The following is a 15025-nucleotide window of genomic DNA, read 5'->3' as shown; positions in this document are numbered from 1 at the left end:
CGGGAAGGCGATCAGCAGGAGTTCAGGATTGTTATGCAGATTGCGTGCAGAACGGTCTTATCCACTCGCTGCGGCGAGTCCGGTCTGATACGGACGATACGTTCGGTTCGTTCACCCGTCGTCTCCATGCAAATCATCAAGCGCGTCGGCATCGCCCTGGCCTGGATCTTCGGGCTCGTATTCGTCTTGGCCGGCGTCAACAACAACGATCCCTATCTCGTCCCGTTGCGCGGGACGGGCAATCTTCTTCTTGTGCTCGCAAGCATCGTCGTCGCGTTCATGCTGGTTCGCGGCGCCACGTGGCGGGGGCGGACGCGGTCAGGAAGGCTCCTGGTGATCCTGTGGTGTCTGCCGCCGCTCGCGATGCTCGCCGCGCATGGTGTGTTCGAGGTGCGGAAGCACCGCGTTCTCCAGACTGAGCCGGTCCTCGCGCGGTCGCTGGGGCAGCATTTTATCGTCGGCTATCGGTCGTTCGACGAGGTCGCACCGCTTGTGGAGAAGGGGTTCGTTGCGGGCATCTATGTCACCCGGCGCAACATCGCCGGCAGGACGGCTGACGCCTTGAAGGCGGAGATCGCCACACTGCAGGCGAGGCGGCGGGCCGCGGGGCTGCCGCCGCTGATGGTCGCGACGGATCAGGAGGGCGGCATCGTTTCGCATCTGGCACCGCCGCTCACGAGACTGCCCGCACTGGCCTCCCTGGCCGAGCTGGCGCCGGATGAGCAAAAGGCGAAAGCCGAGGAGTTCGGGCGCACCCATGGGCGCGAGCTGGCATCGCTTGGCATCAACCTGAATTTTGCCCCGGTGCTCGACCTGCGGCCGGCGGCGAAGCACAACCGGCTCGATTTCAATACGCTGATCAATCAGCGCGCGATCTCCGATGATCCGGCCAAGGTGAGCGCGATCGCGGGCGCCTACATCCTTGGCCTCGAGTCCGCGGGCGTCAATGCCACCGTGAAGCACTTTCCGGGATTGGGCCGCGTGCGCGCCGACACGCATCATTTCAACGCCGATCTCGATACGCCGGTCGACGAACTGCAGGCGACGGACTGGCGCCCATTCCGCGATGTGCTGTCGTCGACCGATGCGCGCCTGATGGTTGGGCATGTCGCGGTGAATGCGCTCGACCGAGGGCGGCCGGCGTCGCATTCAAAGGCCGTGGTCGGCGGCCTGATCCGGAAGAGCTGGAACTACCAGGGCATCGTCATGACAGACGATCTGGTGATGGGCGCGATCTATCAGCACGATGTCTGCACCGCAGTCGTTGAGGCGTTGAACGCGGGCGTCGATCTGTTGCTGGTCGCCTATGACGGGTTGCAGTTCTACCGCCTGTTCGCTTGCGCGACGGATGCAGCTGCGCGAGGGGGCGTCGACACCGCCATGCTGCACGACAGTGAGACGCGGCTAAGGCGCGCGCTGCTGGTCGACTAGATCGATGGATTCAGGAATGAGCGCCGACCGCAGATTTGTTATCCTGCTGCTTCGACCACGAGACGTAGTAGGCGACAGCCGTCATCGCCGCGAGACCGGCGAGGCTGACCGCGACCTGCCTTGTCAGTGAGTAAGGGCCGGTGATCAAAATCAGGTGCGCGGCGAAGGAGAGGAACACGCCTGCACAGAACACGGCCAGCCATTCCTCGCCGCACTTGATGATCGGCTGCAGGGCGTAAGATCGCAGATATCCCCAGTCGCGCGGCACCAACCAGGTGAACAGGAATGTCAGGGTCAGGAAATGCAGGATGCGGTGAGGTGCGACATCCTCCCGGTCGTTCTGCAGCAGCATGTCGCTCAGTCCGCTCGGCATCATTTGGGCGAGTGCGGGGATATCGCTACTGGAGACGATCGTCAGCGCGAACAGCAGGTACAGCAACGCCGTGGCGCGCAGCGCGGCAACGGCCTGCATCGCGCGGATCGCGGGTGCATAGCGCGTGCCGATGAGCGCGAGCCAGCCACCCATTACGAACAGCAATTGCCAGCAGAACGGATTAAGGTACCAATCTCCGTACGGATATGAAGTCAGGTTCCAGTCGAACACGCGGGCGGTAGCGTAAAGCGCCACTGACGCGAGAAGTGTTGCATTCGGCACGTAGAGCAATCCGAGTACGACGAACGGCTGGAAGGCCATCAGGGCGATAGTGAGTTGCAGCACGTCGAGATTGAGGGGTTTGGCCTGCAGGAACAAGCCGTAGATCAGCGTCCGGATCGGGTGGTCGATGAATCCGGTGATGTTGAACTCGCTGATGATCTCGGGCGCCGCGGTCCGCGTGGCGACATAGCTGATCAACTCGACATAGATCACGAACAGGACGATATAGGCAGCATAGAGCTGCCATACGCGCTTGAAGATCCGGGTCGCAGCCACCACGAATCCGCGCTCCAGCGCCATCCGGGCGTAAATGAGCGTCACCGCATAGCCGCCGATGAACACAAAAAGGTCGGTCGCGCCGCTAAAGCCGAAATTGCGCATGGTCAGTGCACTGACGACGTTGTGCGGCACGTGATCCAGGAACAGAAACCAGTTTGCGATGCCAAGCAGCAGCGCGATCCTGAGATCGCCATCGGCTCTCGCGATCTCGGCGTTTGTTGTCGAAGTCATCTGAAGGTGAAATCTGCCGGCCCGAGAAAACGAGTTCGCGAATCTAGTGGGAACCCACGCCCGGTCCGAATAGACTCTGCGTGAACCCTATCTAGTCTGTTTCGGGTTCCGGCCAAGTGGCCGGTTCAAGAAAGATCACGTTTTCGCAATCACCGCGTGAGCGCGGTCAGACCGGCTCGTGTTTGCGCAGGTCGCGGGCGTGATCCAGTGTACTGGCTTGCAGGTTCGCGCCGGTCGGGGCGACCTCCGGCAGGGCAGCCTCCGCGAGGATATCGTCCGTGATATCCTCGACCGAGCACTCGGCAACCTCGTGGATGAAGCTGATGTTGGTGTATTCCCCCGACGCGACCCGTGAGATGACCTCGCGCCGCGTCATTTCGGGATCGACGATCGCCTCGCGGCCACGGCGGCCATAGTCGATCATCACAACAAAATACTGCATTGCCTGGCGGTTCGATGCGTTGACTTTCGTTGTCCATTATTTCCGATAATCGGAATTGTGTCAAGGGAAATTGACGATAATCGGAACTCGGGCGCGGTCGCACCAACCGATTCGGGCCGAAGGCACCCGAATCGGTCAGGCCAGCCCCTGAAGCCGGGCGGCTATTTCTCGGACGACCGTCCGCCCTGCGCCCGGGCTGATTTGCGGCCCTTCGCCGCCGTCTTGCCGCGCAGCCTTTCGATCTGGCCGCGGGGCAGGGTGACGCAGATCTCGCCGATCCATTCGAGCTTGACGCCGTTGATCGGCTTGGCATTGAAGCTCTTGAGGTTGACCGTGCCGGACGAACTGCCCCGCTCGATCGTCTTCAGATAGCGCTCGCCGCTCTTCAGCCGGACCGCAGCCTCCTCTCCGTAGAAGCTCGACAGCGGATAGCGCTGCTCGCGATACACCACGATGACATCGCCGTTCTCGTATTTCGGCAGCATCGAATCGCCCGAAACCTCGAAAGCGACGGTTTCCTCCGTCATCGGGAAGGGAAGCTCGATCTCGCCGAGACCCTCCGGCGGGACCTGCTCAAGTTCCGGCTGGATCGAGGCGCCGGCGCCGACCCGGCCCACGATCGGCACCGCGTTCAGCTCCAGATATTCCATGATCGGGGCGATCTCCGATGCCTTGATCAAGCGGATTCCCGACAGGATTTCGGACACCGCCCCGGCCCGAACCCCCATTGCGCGGGCAAGCCCGCCCTTGCTCTTTCCCGTCTTTTCCAGAGCTCGTTCGATAAGTGCCGCGTCCAGCATGTTTCATCCTCTCCAAAGCTGGACATACTCTTACCGTTACGATTATCAGAATTCAAGCTTGACTTTTTCTTCGGAATATCGGAAGGTGTGCGAGGCGCCGGCGGAATGACAAAAATGGGAATTTGGAATGGATATGGTGAACTGGCTGCCGGAGCATTCGGCTGCCTTGCAGGACCTGCGGGCCCGCGGCTTGTCCTATTCGGAAATCGCTGACACGATCAACGCAACCTTCAGCACGGCCTATACACGCAACGCGGCCCTCAGCCGGGCGCAGCGCATGGGGCTGGCGGGCCTCGATCGGCCAGAGCCGTCCCTGCCAGGGCATCTCGATCCACCCAAGCCGGCCTTGCCGGAGCCACCGAGGATCGGGCGCCTGCGTGAAGGGCGGGCCGAGCTCAAGCCCGATCTGCTTCGCTGGCCGAAAAGCTTCACCGAAACGGTGGAGCTGCCCCAACTTCGTTGCGCGGCGGTCGCGCCACGGCACCTTTCACTGTTCGACCTCAAGCGCGGAGACTGCCGCTATCCCTATGGCGGGGATGCCGACGGCGAAACCATGACCTTCTGCGGTCACCCGTGCCGGCCGGGCGCGAGCTATTGCACGCCGCATTTTCACCTGAGCCGCGATCCCGAGGCATCGACGAGGCCGGTACTGAACGACGCCTGGCTTCAAGCCATCGGGGCCATCTGAGGCCGCTCACCTCCCGACCGATCGATGTCGGTCCACACAACCACGGTCGCGCGGACGCCGCCGCGCGCTTTCATCACACATTTCGGAGGTCACCAATGCCGCGCGCAAAACGCCGGAAACCGTACGATCCCGCTGGAACACATGATCGGCGCTCCCAGGATCTGCCCTTCAACGCCGAGGTGGCGACCGTCGAGATCGACGATCCCCTCGCGCTCTAGCCGGGCGAGAAGATCGTTGCCTTTCGCTCGATACGCAACGACCCGCTCGGCCGGTTGCATGCACACCGGCAGATCGACGACACACAGTACCGGAGCGGCCGGGCCTTCCAGAACGATTGGGAGAAGGCCGAGCGCGGCCCTCGCGCGGTGGATACGACGCGTGAATATGTTGACGGCGGTCAGCAACGAGAGCCGATCACGGAGGGACAGCGCCAGGCGACCTTGCGCCTGAATCGTGCCGAGCATGAGCTTGGTGCCGACGGTTCGGCGCTGGTGCACGACGTCCTGATCCTCGGCATGACCATGGAGCAGGTGGGGCAGCGGCGCGGCTTGCGTACGCAGCGCTGGCAGGACTATTTTGCGCGGCGCCTCAAGGAATGCCTGGATCGGCTGGCGCTGATGTACGGGCTTGCCACGCCGAACAAGGTTCCGGTGAAGCACCGTCAATGCTGATCTGAAGTGATGTGCTCGCGTGCCGGGTGCCGCTCAGGCATCTGGCGCGGCAGTGATTCATCATGTTGCGGCACTGTGCTTTGCCTCACACTGAGCTCATCCCTATCTGCGTCGAAGACGGTCGACAGCAGCGCGGACTCTCATGTAACTTCGCTCGCGTCGACGACCTGTCTGCATTGGAGCGCAGCGTGATTGCCTCCCGTGCGAGGAATGGTCTGTACGTCCACAATGGAGTTCGCAGCGGCTATGCCCGCCTTGATCTTATCCTGCATCGTGAACATCACGAGTAACGTGGGTCGATGCCGGCGCGGAGTCTGATCAATTCACCCTCCGATCAATTCACCCAAGGGAGAACCGAGCGATGAATCACACTGGAACCTGCTTTTGCGGCGCCGTCGAACTCAAGGTCACCGGGGAGCCTGAGGCGATGGGCTACTGCCACTGCCGTTCATGCCGTTCCTGGTCCGGCGGCCCAGTGAATGCGTTCAGCCTCTGGAAGCCCGAGGCGGTCGAAGTCACCAAGGGCGCCGATCATGTCGGGACGTTCGAGAAGACCGCGATGAGCCAGCGCAAATACTGCACCAAGTGCGGCGGTCACCTGATGACGAACCACCCGACGCTTGGGCTCGTCGACGTGTTCACGGCAACGATCCCAACGCTGAAGTTCAGCCCCGGCGTTCACGTCAACTATTCCGAGGCAGTGCTGCCGATACGCGATGGCCTGCCGAAGCTGAAGGACTTTCCGGCCGAGTTCGGCGGCTCCGGCGAAATGATCGCCGAATAGTGCGACGGTTCTCGAGCGGGTGGCGACGAAGCGTCGCTACCCGCCGATGTCCATTCTTCCGCTCGCCGGACGCGCTGACGGATCCGGTATCCGGCGGGTTTCCTTGACATTCGAATCGTTTGACCGTGTCGGCACTGCGGGACCCCCTTGCCGGTGACAGCCATGTCAGGCGAAGGTCCCGCCCTGCAAAATCCGGGTTTGGTTCTGGTGACGGGCTTCCGCTAAAAGGCAGGCAGTGTCGGTCCTGGCAAGGGCCGTCGTATTTCGCCTGACAAAATAACAGAGGAAGCGTCAGATCATGACCAAACCAGAGTTGCCAGGGCGCGCGCCGCGCGGGGAGGGAGTTCCGACGGCGCTCGATGGCCTGCTGGTGGTCGACTTCACCCGCGTCGTCGCCGGCCCGGCCTGCACCCAAACGCTGGCCGATTTCGGGGCCGAGGTCATCAAGATCGAGAATCCGGACGGTGGGGACGACACGCGAGCTTACGAGCACGCTGAAATCGGCGGCGAAAGCGCAGCGTATCTGAGCCTCAACCGCAACAAGCGCGGCATTGCGCTCGATTTCAACAATCCGGTCGCGCTCGAAGTCGCGCGCGCGTTGGTTGCCAAGGCAGACGTCGTGGTGGAGAATTTCTCCGGCGGCGTGATGAAGAAATTCGGTCTCGACTATGCGTCGGTGTCGCCGTCCAATCCGCGGCTGATCTATTGCTCGATCTCCGCCTATGGCCGCAAGGGTGATTTCGCGCTGCGCCCGGGCTTCGACCCGATTACGCAGGCCGAAAGCGGCTTCATGTCGCTCAACGGCTTTCCGGATGGCGAACCGGTGCGCACCGGGCCACCGATCGTGGACATGGCAACCGGTATGTCGGCCTGCAACGCCATCCTGCTCGCCTTGATTGCGCGGGATCGGCTCGGTCGCGGGCAGCAGGTCGAGGTCGCGTTGATCGACACCGCAGTGTCGATGACCGGCTTCTACGGCATGGCCTATCTCATCAACGGCAACAACCCCGGCCGTTTCGGCAACTCACCGAACGGTTCGCCGACCGTCGGCGTCTACCGGGCGTCCGATGGTCCGCTCTATATGGCTTGCGCCAACGACCGGCTCTATCGCCGGCTCGTGACCGACGTACTCGATCGCCCGGATCTCATCACCGACCCCGAGTTTGCTCACCGCAAGGCGCGGACCGCCAACAAGGAGAAGCTGCGTGCCATCATCGCCAGCGTGTTTGCAAGCGACACGCTCGAGCACTGGATGGCAAAGATGAAGAAGGCCAATATTCCGGTTGGCTATCTGCGTACGGTCGAGGAAGGCTTCAACGCACCCGAGGTGCGCGATCGTCATCGCCTGAGCAGAATCGCGCATCCGACCGCCGGCTCGGTTCCGAACATCGAGTCGCCGGTCAATATGAGCCTGACACCTACGGTCGATCCCGTTGCGGCTCCGCTGCTCGGTCAGCACACCCGGGATGTGTTGAGCAAGACGCTCGGCTACGACGACCGGCGCATCGCCGCTTTGGCCGAGGCAGGCGCGTTCGGCAAGCCAGGTAACACCGGCTAGCCGTTTGGTCTGAACCAAAGATCAGATACGCGCTAACCACCTGACCTGAGGCGAGAGGGAAGCCTCTCGCCTCGCAAGATGTCGTTCAGACGTCGCGGGCCCCCACCGCGTGCGGGCGGCCTTCGACCCGGAACTGGCCCGTTCAGGACCTCAGTTCGGCTTGCTGCGCAAGTTGTTCCTTGGCATACTTTCAACTTCCTCGGGCTCCGCCCTATCAATCTCGAGACGGGCCATCCGGAGTATGAGGGTTGCCGTGGTCAGGCCAAGGCGTTCGGCCTCTTGCGCTGCGGTGTCGACCTTCTGGGCCAAGCCTTCACGTTTACCTGGGTATGCCATTCGTAATCCTCACTTAAGGTGCGAGATGAAAAATCCCACATACGTTGCAGAGCTGCAGAACAAGCTCGGAGCTCCATCGAGCGAAACACTGGAAAGCCTGCGACTGTTGAAGGCTTTCCTTCGACTTGCGCCCAACCAGCGTTCCGAGGTCATCGAGCTGGTCGAACGTTTGGCGGTTGAGCCGCCGCGCGATCCCTCACTGTCCTGAGGTGTTCGCGTTTTTCCTGGATATCAGTTGTTCATTGACCTAGCGGGCGGCTGTGTCGCGATCACGTAGATTGCACCACCCTCGAGCGCTTCGGATTGATGCCGGGTGCCGGCAGGCAGCAGGATGGTGTCGCCGGCACCGACGACCCGCTCACCGCCGTCCCAGATGAAGTTCAACCGGCCGCTGATGATCATCAGGATTTCATCGACCGGATGGGTATGGAAGTGATGCACCTTGCCGGCTGCATCATGCTGCAGCTCGACGGACCCCTGGGCCGGGAGCAGGTTGAGAATCTCCGGATCGATGGCAAATTCGGTCTTCGTGCCCGCAATGATTTGGGTCATGCTGCCTGTTCCTTGTTCGCGATAGCTGGCGTCTTGTTCTGCGCGAGCTTGGCAAAGGGGCAGCCTCCGCTCGCATTGTTGTCGTCGTGCAGGAAGTACTGCAGATATTCGCGGCCGTCGGTCGCGCCGTAGCGGCCAAGAAGCGGAGAGGGGCTCGCGCTGTCGTACGGGATCAGGCGCTTGCGCACCTCGGCGAACGCGGCAGTCGCGGCCTTTTCCGTCCCGAGGATCTTGTCGAACACCCAGCGCGGCTGGAACGTGAGCATGAAGGCGCTGGATCGGCGGCTCTGGCGCATCACATGAGCGGGCGTCGTGCACACGACGAAAATGGGCTCACCGGCAAACGAGAACTCCCACATCGGGTGGTCGATCTGTTCCGGAATCTCTGATGGCCACGGGTTCTTGTCCAGGCGTGCGAGCTGGTCGAGCGTCAGCCACATCTTGCGATAGTAGGCATCGAGCGTCTGCACGGGGCGGGGACGCGTGAACACGATCAACGAGGTATTGGGGCCGAACGAGCGCGCGTCTGAGACATATTGTGCGAGCTGCTCGCCGAGCACAGCAACGTCATAGGGGTCGAGGAAAAGATAGCGGAGCTGATCCTGGCGATGTCCGGTCACCCCGAACACGCAAGGGAACGGCCTTGCCTCGCTGCTCATCTGCGCTTCAAACTCGGAGAACATCACGCTCTGCCAGCTGCTGACCGGAAAGTTTGACGCGACTTCACCTTTTCTCAAGAACAAGCGCTCCATAACACCCCCTACACTCATAACGACACTAACGGGCTATCAACTTGCTTCTCATCAATAGCGGCCCGGCAATGCCCGGCAGCGACATGAGAAGGAGAATGACGATCAAGGCGCTGTAGCCGCCGTCACCGATCGCGGCCGTGTTGTGCACGGCGTCGGTTCCGGAGGCGTTGCTGGCTGCAAGCATCGCAAAGCCGATGATCGGCTGCGAGACGCCGGCGAATATCCCGGCAGCAGTGGTGTTCACAGAAGCGCCGACACCGATCAGTTCGGAGGTGTAGAGCTTCTTCACGCATTTCAGCACCAGCGGGACGGTGCCGCCGGCGACGAGCCCCAAGGCCGTGAACACGACGGTGACGTAGGCGAGACCAAATGTCCGGGCGACCTGCGGCAGCAGCATCGCGATCAGCAGCATGCGCAACACGCAAATGCCGATCAATGCGCGGTCGAGCGCCGCCGCGGCACGATCGGCGGCGTGACCCAGGAAGATCGAGCCGAGCGCATTGCCGATCATGAAGGCGAGCAGCGGCGTGCCGGCGGCCGTCGGGGAGATATGGAAGAAGTGGGCGACCATCGGAATGCCCCAGACGCCCGACAGCGTCGTCACGACCGCGAAGTGCGACGCAAACGTCATCGCACAGCCCCAGTTCGCGATATGGGCCAGCGATTGCCGCGCAGCGATCACGACGCCCTTCAGCGTCTTGTTGCTGTGCGATGCCGGATCAGGCTTGAGCGCGAGCTTGGCGAAGGCGAGGTTGGCGAGGCCAATGCAGGCGATGAACAGGAAGCAGGCCCGCCAGCCAAACCCCGAGACGGCGGCTGCGAGCGGCGTGGTCGCGATCACGCCTCCGACATAGCCGGAGACCTGCGAGATGCCCGACATCATGCCGAACCGCTCGTCAGCGAAGCTTTGTGCCACGAGCTTGAGGAGTGCCGTGAAGACCAGCGCATCGCCGCAGGCGACAATCAGGCGCGCAGCAAAAACGTCGAGCAGGTTCGGCGCCAGCGCGAACGCTGCGCTGCCGAGCGATGAGGCGATCATGCTGAGGAGGACGACGCGCTTGACGCCGTAGCGGTCGACCAGAAGGCCGGCCGGAATCTGCATCACGGTGTAGCCCCAGAAATAGCTCGAGGCGAGCATCGCAACACCGGCCGCATCGGTGTTGAAGTCGTGCATGAAACTGAGGCTTACCGATTGCGGTGACACGCGCTGCAGGAAGGCAATGGCGTAGGCGATGGCCACCGCCGTCCAGGCGAGATAGGCGCGGTCGGTGAAGCGGGTCGTCCGGGCGTAAACGGCTTGTTGTCCGAGCATCGACATCACACCCTCGCGTAACCCACAGAGAACAGGGCATCCGCTGAATTCGGAATCTTCCGCGACATCGCAGCATCGACCAGCGACGCGGTGCCACGATAGGCCTGCCGATGGTGTTTAATGTGGCCGTAAGCGCCACGCATGATCATGTCGGGCAGTTCGAGCGGCTTGCCCGGATAGAGTGAGGTGCACATCTCGACACAGGCCGCCTGCAACGCAGAGTCCTGCGCATCGTCGAGCAACGATGGAGAAACTTTCTCGCAAATTTTAGCGTTCGCTGCCCAGACGATCGGATTGCGGGTCCGCCAGCCGTAGAGCACGTTGCCGTCGGCCCTCTCGGCGGCGCCGGAGCATTTCAGAACTTCCGCCGTAAAGAAGCCGTAGAGGCCGCGGCCCTGATGCGCCGGGAGTACTTCTGTCCCGCTGCGATAAATTCCAAGTCCGGCCGACATCTGCAGGATGCGGTAGACCGAGAAGGCCACGAGGCCGGAGCCGTCATAGACGAGGATCAGGCTGTACTTCTGGTCGAAGGGTGAGGAGGTTGCCGTCCAATGCGGCTCGGTGGCCTGCCAGTTGACGGCAATGATGCCGTTCATGGCGTCCATCAGCGGCTGGCGGTCGCGGGCTTCGACCCGGGAGGCATTGGGTAGACTGTAGATCGCGTAATCCGCCCAAGGCGATTTGATCGCCTCGTATCCGCTGCCCAGATTTCGCGACATGGCAGAACTCCAGAATTCCATTGCAATCTATACAGGGCAGCCTCGAATGGCTTAAAGGACAATATGCCCTCGAAAACTGCCAAGCCGCCCCGGCCCGAGCCGCGCGACAAGAAAGCGACACGGCGGATCGCGATCGTTGCCTTTCCGGGCGTGACCTTGCTTGACATCTCGGGGCCGGCTCAGGTGTTCGCGGAGCTGGAGGCGATCGAACTGCCCGGGCCGGACTATTCGCTATCCTATCTGTCGACTTCAGGCGGCTTGGTGCCGACCGATGTCGGTATGATGATCGACACGGCGCCGATCGCCAGTGTTGCGCCCGCCCAGGTCGACACGCTGGTAATCCCCGGCGGGCCCGGTATCTGGAAGATCCGCAACGACGCCGAGTTGATGAACTGGATTACGGAGGCGCTGCCGAAGGCGCGCCGTATCGCATCAGTCTGCCTCGGCGCGTTTGCGCTGGCCTGGACCGGGATCCTGGACGGCAAGCGTGCTGCAACGCACTGGCGCTATTGTCCGCGTTTGCAGGACAGCTTTCCCGACATCCGCGTCGAGCCCAACGCGATTTTCGTCAAGGACGGACATGTCTGGTCGTCGGCGGGTGTCAGCGCCGGCATTGATCTGGCGCTCGCAATGATCGAGGAGGATTTCGGCCACACCATCGCGCTCGATGTTGCGCGCAGACTTGTGGTGTTTCTGAAGCGGCCGGGCGGTCAGAGTCAGTTCTCTACCGTCCTTGCGGCCCAGGCGTCGGACGTCGAGGGACGCTTCAGCGCGCTGCATGCCTGGATCATCGAGAACATCACGAGCGACCTCAAGGTCGAGACCCTCGCGGAAAAGGCCGGGATGACGCCACTCACCTTTGCCCGGACCTATGTCAGCCGCACCGGCATGACACCTGCTAGCGGTGTCGAGGCGCTGCGCGTTGAGACCGCGCGCTTGCTGCTCGAAAGCCGCCAGATCGGCGGCGTGGTCGAGGTTGCCAAGCGCGCGGGATTTGGCGACGACGAACGAATGCGGCGGGCCTTCCTGCGCCACCTCGGCGTGTCGCCGACCGAGTACCGAAACCGGTTTTCGGGCAGCTAGCGCGTGTCGGACGGCTCAGTTCGGAGCCGGCCGCTTCGTTTCGAAACTCGATCCATCTCACAAGCGAATAGCTGGCCTTCGCTGGCCGGATTCGTCGGTCAAGGTGGTAGCTTTTCCGGTTTGTCTGCGGCTAATGTGCCGGCCAAATCGGGAGAAGAAACGACCATGAATGACGGGACCCCCATTCAGCAGGCGCGCAATGTCGAACTCGGCGCCAGCGGCGAGGAATTCCAGAATCTGCACGAATTCGCGCAAAAGGCCCGCGCCAGGCTGAATCAGAACGCCTGGGACTATATCGTCGGCGCCTCGGAAACCGAGACCACGATGCGCCGCAACAGAATGGCGCTCGACGAGATCGCGTTCCGGCCGCGCGTGCTGCGCAACGTCATCAATGTGGATCCATCCACCGAGGTATTCGGCCGCAAGCTCCGGCTTCCCGTGATGATCGCGCCGGTCGGCGCGCTCGAGATCTTCGATCCGGATGCCGGCGCAGCCGTCGCGCGCGGAGCGGGAACGTTCGGCGCGGCGCATATGCTGAGCTCGGTGTCGGAGCCGGGGCTGGAGAATACCGCCAAGTCGGCGCCCGACGCCTTGCGCATATTCCAGCTCTATGTGCGCGGCGATGATGCGTTCGTCGAGGATGTGGTCAGCCGGTCCATCGACAACGGCTACGCCGCGTTCTGCCTCACCGTGGACACCGCGCATTACAGCCGGCGCGAGCGCGACATCGCCAAGCGCTATGTCCGCGAAAGCCGCATCCGCGCCACCGGCGGCGATTTCCAGAAGGGGCTGGAATGGCGGACGGTGAAGTTGATCAAGGACAAGTTCAAGATACCGCTCATCCTCAAAGGAATCGCCACCGCGGAAGACGCCAAGATCGCGCTCGATCACGGCGTCGACTGGATCTACGTCTCAAATCATGGCGGACGGCAGCTCGACCACGGCCGCGGGTCCATGCACGTTCTGCCCGAGATCGTTCAGGCCGTCGCAGGCCGCGCCAAGATCATGGTCGATGGCTCGATCTGCCGTGGCACTGATATCGTGAAGGCCATCGTCTCGGGGGCCGATCTCGTCGGGATCGGCCGTCTGCAATGCTGGGCGCTTGCCGCGGCGGGCGAGGCAGGCATCGTCCGGATGCTTGAATTGCTGGAGGACGAGGTGATCCGCTGCCTTGGGCTGCTCGGCGTCACCAGCTTCGCCGAACTGGACAAGTCCTATCTACATCCGGCGACGCCGACCAATCTGCCGAGCGTGTTCAGCGCATTCCCGCTGCTCGATATAGATCCCTACCGCTACTGAGCCGCGCCGCTGCGAAGACACATGGAGTGATGACGCGATCGGGGCGCCGGGTAGCTCGATCGCGCCGGCTCGCCGTCTATCTGTGGTGTCCATGAAGCCGCCGCGGCAAAGACAAAGTCTGATCCAAATGCCGCACTAGTCGAAGCGAATGGCAAACAATCCATTCGCTGAATTTTCACTTGAGCGCGCGATCGCCTTGCGCTGGACCCTCCGTGATATCCAGGCCGGCCGGCTCAAACTGTCACCGGTCAGTGACGAGGACCTGGGCGTCCTCATTGAACTCGGTCTGGTCGAACTGCATGACGACCAGCCCGAGCTGACGGAGGCGGGGGCCGCGGTGCTGAACGACTGAACGGGCCGATAGCCTAGCGCGCGTTCAGGAAGCTTTCGCCGGCATTGCACGGCGCGCACTGATAGGTCAGCACGTCGTAGACTTGGTCGCGCGGCTCGATCAAGGCGAGCCGCATTTGCGTGCCGCACTTCATGCACGGCATCTCTATGCTGGTCTTGAAGCGGGTGCAGGTCGGTGTTGGACGAACGGCGCGCAGCATCGGATCCCCTTATTCCCCCACAAGAGACGCGAACGCGACCAACGACGAGGCCGAATCACTATGCCACAGTGCTGACATGATTGGAATCGGCCTGCGGTGCAGTCCGGTCGCTGCTAGGTAAATTTTCCTCGGCTGCAAGGATGAGTGGGCCTCTCATGGTTTGGCGATACGACGCTGACGCCGTCACAATCTATGCTAACCTTGGCAGACGCTTTTTTCAGGGGGCGCGATCATGATTGAGCCGAAGCTTGAAGTTCCCGCCGAGTTGCGCGATTTGGCGGAAAAGACCATCGACCAGGCCGAACAGGCCTTCAGCCTGTTCTTTGATGCCGCGAGCAAGTCGATGACGGCGATGCCGGGCACCGGGACCGAGATTTCCAAACAGGCGCTGTCGTTCACCGAGCAGAATATGAAGGCGGCGTTCGAGCACGCGCGCAAGCTCGTGCACGCGACCGATCTGCAGGAGGCGATGCGGATCCAGTCGGAATTTCTGCGCAGCCAGTTCACCAATGCCGGCGAACATATGCGCCAGATCAGCGGAAGCGTGATGTCAGCCACCAAGGACGCCACGAAGGGCAAGTTCTAGGGCAGGCGGCCTTCGCGGCGCGTCGGCGTCTAGCGCCGGCGCGCGACCGCGACGCCGAGCAGAAACGCGACGAACAGGCTTGCGAGCGGCGCTTCGCGCGCGGCCGCGCTCACGGTGGCGAGGACGCCGCCCGGCCGGCGCGAGGTTGCGATCGCGTCGCTGAGGCGATCGGCCGCCGCTCGAAGTCCGTCCGACACCTCCGTGATGGTACGCGAGACGTCCGTCGCGGTGTCGATCGCCCGCTCACCGAGTGTGGGCTGAAGCGGAGACTCGGGTGTTTCAGAGCTCATGTGCCG

General features: G+C 62.5%; 18 protein-coding genes and 1 pseudogene. 10 read left to right on the top strand and 9 right to left on the bottom strand.

What is annotated here, in order from left to right:
• Window positions 1-126: 126 nt before the first annotated feature.
• A complete protein-coding gene (locus tag JQ573_RS13035) occupies window positions 127-1431 on the top strand; it encodes a glycoside hydrolase family 3 N-terminal domain-containing protein (RefSeq protein WP_212310767.1) in 1305 nt (434 codons plus the stop codon).
• A gap of 10 nt (window positions 1432-1441) precedes the next feature.
• On the opposite strand, the gene JQ573_RS13030 is transcribed toward JQ573_RS13035, so the two are convergent.
• From JQ573_RS13030 to JQ573_RS13020, 3 genes are all read right to left on the bottom strand, one after another.
• Complete coding sequence (locus JQ573_RS13030) at window positions 1442-2596, bottom strand: OpgC domain-containing protein (protein WP_212310258.1); 1155 nt, start codon at window positions 2594-2596, stop codon at window positions 1442-1444.
• A gap of 166 nt (window positions 2597-2762) precedes the next feature.
• Window positions 2763-3038, bottom strand: a complete 276-nt coding sequence (locus JQ573_RS13025; protein WP_212310257.1) for a hypothetical protein — start codon at window positions 3036-3038, stop codon at window positions 2763-2765.
• 161 nt (window positions 3039-3199) lie between these two features.
• A complete protein-coding gene (locus JQ573_RS13020) occupies window positions 3200-3838 on the bottom strand; it encodes an XRE family transcriptional regulator (RefSeq protein ID WP_092115615.1) in 639 nt (212 codons plus the stop codon).
• Window positions 3839-3965: 127 nt separating this feature from the next.
• On the opposite strand from JQ573_RS13020, the gene JQ573_RS13015 reads away from it, so the two are divergent.
• From JQ573_RS13015 to JQ573_RS12995, 5 genes and pseudogenes are all read left to right on the top strand, one after another.
• Window positions 3966-4526, top strand: coding sequence for a GcrA family cell cycle regulator (locus tag JQ573_RS13015; RefSeq protein ID WP_212310256.1), 561 nt, complete (start codon window positions 3966-3968; stop codon window positions 4524-4526).
• Between the two features lie 95 nt (window positions 4527-4621).
• A pseudogene (locus tag JQ573_RS13010) lies at window positions 4622-5197 on the top strand (DUF6456 domain-containing protein).
• 361 nt (window positions 5198-5558) lie between these two features.
• Window positions 5559-5981 (top strand): GFA family protein, encoded by a 423-nt coding sequence (locus JQ573_RS13005; protein ID WP_212310255.1) that lies wholly within the window; start codon window positions 5559-5561, stop codon window positions 5979-5981.
• Window positions 5982-6276: 295 nt separating this feature from the next.
• Window positions 6277-7539 (top strand): CaiB/BaiF CoA-transferase family protein, encoded by a 1263-nt coding sequence (locus JQ573_RS13000; RefSeq protein ID WP_212310766.1) that lies wholly within the window; start codon window positions 6277-6279, stop codon window positions 7537-7539.
• 361 nt (window positions 7540-7900) lie between these two features.
• Window positions 7901-8083 carry a hypothetical protein gene (locus JQ573_RS12995; RefSeq protein WP_212408711.1) on the top strand — a complete coding sequence of 61 codons (183 nt, stop codon included), beginning with the start codon at window positions 7901-7903 and terminating at the stop codon, window positions 8081-8083.
• Between the two features lie 23 nt (window positions 8084-8106).
• On the opposite strand, the gene JQ573_RS12990 is transcribed toward JQ573_RS12995, so the two are convergent.
• Genes JQ573_RS12990 through JQ573_RS12975 form a run of 4 tightly spaced genes read right to left on the bottom strand, consistent with a single transcriptional unit; the run spans window position 8107 to window position 11231 of the window.
• The gene (locus tag JQ573_RS12990) at window positions 8107-8427 is read right to left on the bottom strand and encodes a cupin domain-containing protein (protein ID WP_212310254.1); all 321 of its coding nucleotides are present in this window, start codon (window positions 8425-8427) and stop codon (window positions 8107-8109) included.
• Entirely contained in the window at window positions 8424-9179 is a 756-nt protein-coding gene (locus JQ573_RS12985; protein ID WP_212310253.1) for a YqcI/YcgG family protein, read from the bottom strand. The genes JQ573_RS12990 and JQ573_RS12985 overlap by 4 nt, the downstream gene beginning before the upstream one ends.
• A 25-nt stretch (window positions 9180-9204) precedes the next feature.
• The gene (locus JQ573_RS12980) at window positions 9205-10497 is read right to left on the bottom strand and encodes an MFS transporter (RefSeq protein ID WP_212310252.1); all 1293 of its coding nucleotides are present in this window, start codon (window positions 10495-10497) and stop codon (window positions 9205-9207) included.
• A complete protein-coding gene (locus JQ573_RS12975) occupies window positions 10497-11231 on the bottom strand; it encodes a hypothetical protein (protein WP_249131648.1) in 735 nt (244 codons plus the stop codon). Before JQ573_RS12975 ends, JQ573_RS12980 begins: the two co-directional genes overlap by 1 nt.
• Window positions 11232-11273: 42 nt before the next feature.
• On the opposite strand from JQ573_RS12975, the gene JQ573_RS12970 reads away from it, so the two are divergent.
• The 3 genes from JQ573_RS12970 (at window position 11274) to JQ573_RS12960 (ending at window position 13944) form a co-directional block, all read left to right on the top strand.
• Window positions 11274-12293, top strand: coding sequence for a GlxA family transcriptional regulator (locus JQ573_RS12970; RefSeq protein WP_212310251.1), 1020 nt, complete (start codon window positions 11274-11276; stop codon window positions 12291-12293).
• 165 nt (window positions 12294-12458) lie between these two features.
• A complete protein-coding gene (locus tag JQ573_RS12965; RefSeq protein ID WP_212310250.1) occupies window positions 12459-13592 on the top strand; it encodes an alpha-hydroxy acid oxidase in 1134 nt (377 codons plus the stop codon).
• 148 nt (window positions 13593-13740) lie between these two features.
• The gene (locus JQ573_RS12960; protein ID WP_212310249.1) at window positions 13741-13944 is read left to right on the top strand and encodes a hypothetical protein; all 204 of its coding nucleotides are present in this window, start codon (window positions 13741-13743) and stop codon (window positions 13942-13944) included.
• Window positions 13945-13957: 13 nt separating this feature from the next.
• Here the strand turns inward: JQ573_RS12960 and JQ573_RS12955 are convergent, their stop codons facing one another.
• Window positions 13958-14143 carry a hypothetical protein gene (locus JQ573_RS12955; RefSeq protein ID WP_212310248.1) on the bottom strand — a complete coding sequence of 62 codons (186 nt, stop codon included), beginning with the start codon at window positions 14141-14143 and terminating at the stop codon, window positions 13958-13960.
• Between the two features lie 232 nt (window positions 14144-14375).
• Here JQ573_RS12955 and JQ573_RS12950 point away from each other — a divergent pair, with 232 nt between their 5' ends.
• On the top strand, window positions 14376-14729 hold the full coding sequence (locus JQ573_RS12950; protein ID WP_021080362.1) for a phasin: 354 nt from the start codon (window positions 14376-14378) through the stop codon (window positions 14727-14729).
• 29 nt (window positions 14730-14758) lie between these two features.
• On the opposite strand, the gene JQ573_RS12945 is transcribed toward JQ573_RS12950, so the two are convergent.
• Window positions 14759-15019 (bottom strand): hypothetical protein, encoded by a 261-nt coding sequence (locus tag JQ573_RS12945; protein ID WP_212310247.1) that lies wholly within the window; start codon window positions 15017-15019, stop codon window positions 14759-14761.
• Between the last annotated feature and the right edge of the window lie 6 nt (window positions 15020-15025).

It is taken from the genome of Bradyrhizobium sp. AUGA SZCCT0105, assembly GCF_018129565.1.
GTDB lineage: Bacteria > Pseudomonadota > Alphaproteobacteria > Rhizobiales > Xanthobacteraceae > Bradyrhizobium.
The sequence above is the reverse complement of the archived record's forward strand: the minus strand, read 5'-3'. Positions and strand labels throughout refer to the sequence as shown.

Bases quoted from the DNA above. Each gene is read 5' to 3' on its own strand.
- JQ573_RS13035 (WP_212310767.1), top strand. From the start codon at position 127: ATGCAAATCATCAAGCGCGTCGGCATCGCCCTGGCCTGGATCTTCGGG.
- JQ573_RS12970 (WP_212310251.1), top strand. From the start codon at position 11,274: ATGCCCTCGAAAACTGCCAAGCCGCCCCGGCCCGAGCCGCGCGACAAG.
- JQ573_RS12955 (WP_212310248.1), bottom strand. From the start codon at position 14,143: ATGCTGCGCGCCGTTCGTCCAACACCGACCTGCACCCGCTTCAAGACC.
- JQ573_RS12980 (WP_212310252.1), bottom strand. From the start codon at position 10,497: ATGTCGATGCTCGGACAACAAGCCGTTTACGCCCGGACGACCCGCTTC.
- JQ573_RS12975 (WP_249131648.1), bottom strand. From the start codon at position 11,231: ATGGAATTCTGGAGTTCTGCCATGTCGCGAAATCTGGGCAGCGGATAC.
- JQ573_RS12965 (WP_212310250.1), top strand. From the start codon at position 12,459: ATGAATGACGGGACCCCCATTCAGCAGGCGCGCAATGTCGAACTCGGC.
- JQ573_RS13020 (WP_092115615.1), bottom strand. From the start codon at position 3,838: ATGCTGGACGCGGCACTTATCGAACGAGCTCTGGAAAAGACGGGAAAG.
- JQ573_RS12945 (WP_212310247.1), bottom strand. From the start codon at position 15,019: ATGAGCTCTGAAACACCCGAGTCTCCGCTTCAGCCCACACTCGGTGAG.
- JQ573_RS13015 (WP_212310256.1), top strand. From the start codon at position 3,966: ATGGATATGGTGAACTGGCTGCCGGAGCATTCGGCTGCCTTGCAGGAC.
- JQ573_RS13030 (WP_212310258.1), bottom strand. From the start codon at position 2,596: ATGACTTCGACAACAAACGCCGAGATCGCGAGAGCCGATGGCGATCTC.
- JQ573_RS13025 (WP_212310257.1), bottom strand. From the start codon at position 3,038: ATGCAGTATTTTGTTGTGATGATCGACTATGGCCGCCGTGGCCGCGAG.
- JQ573_RS12990 (WP_212310254.1), bottom strand. From the start codon at position 8,427: ATGACCCAAATCATTGCGGGCACGAAGACCGAATTTGCCATCGATCCG.
- JQ573_RS12995 (WP_212408711.1), top strand. From the start codon at position 7,901: ATGAAAAATCCCACATACGTTGCAGAGCTGCAGAACAAGCTCGGAGCT.
- JQ573_RS12985 (WP_212310253.1), bottom strand. From the start codon at position 9,179: ATGGAGCGCTTGTTCTTGAGAAAAGGTGAAGTCGCGTCAAACTTTCCG.
- JQ573_RS12950 (WP_021080362.1), top strand. From the start codon at position 14,376: ATGATTGAGCCGAAGCTTGAAGTTCCCGCCGAGTTGCGCGATTTGGCG.
- JQ573_RS12960 (WP_212310249.1), top strand. From the start codon at position 13,741: ATGGCAAACAATCCATTCGCTGAATTTTCACTTGAGCGCGCGATCGCC.
- JQ573_RS13005 (WP_212310255.1), top strand. From the start codon at position 5,559: ATGAATCACACTGGAACCTGCTTTTGCGGCGCCGTCGAACTCAAGGTC.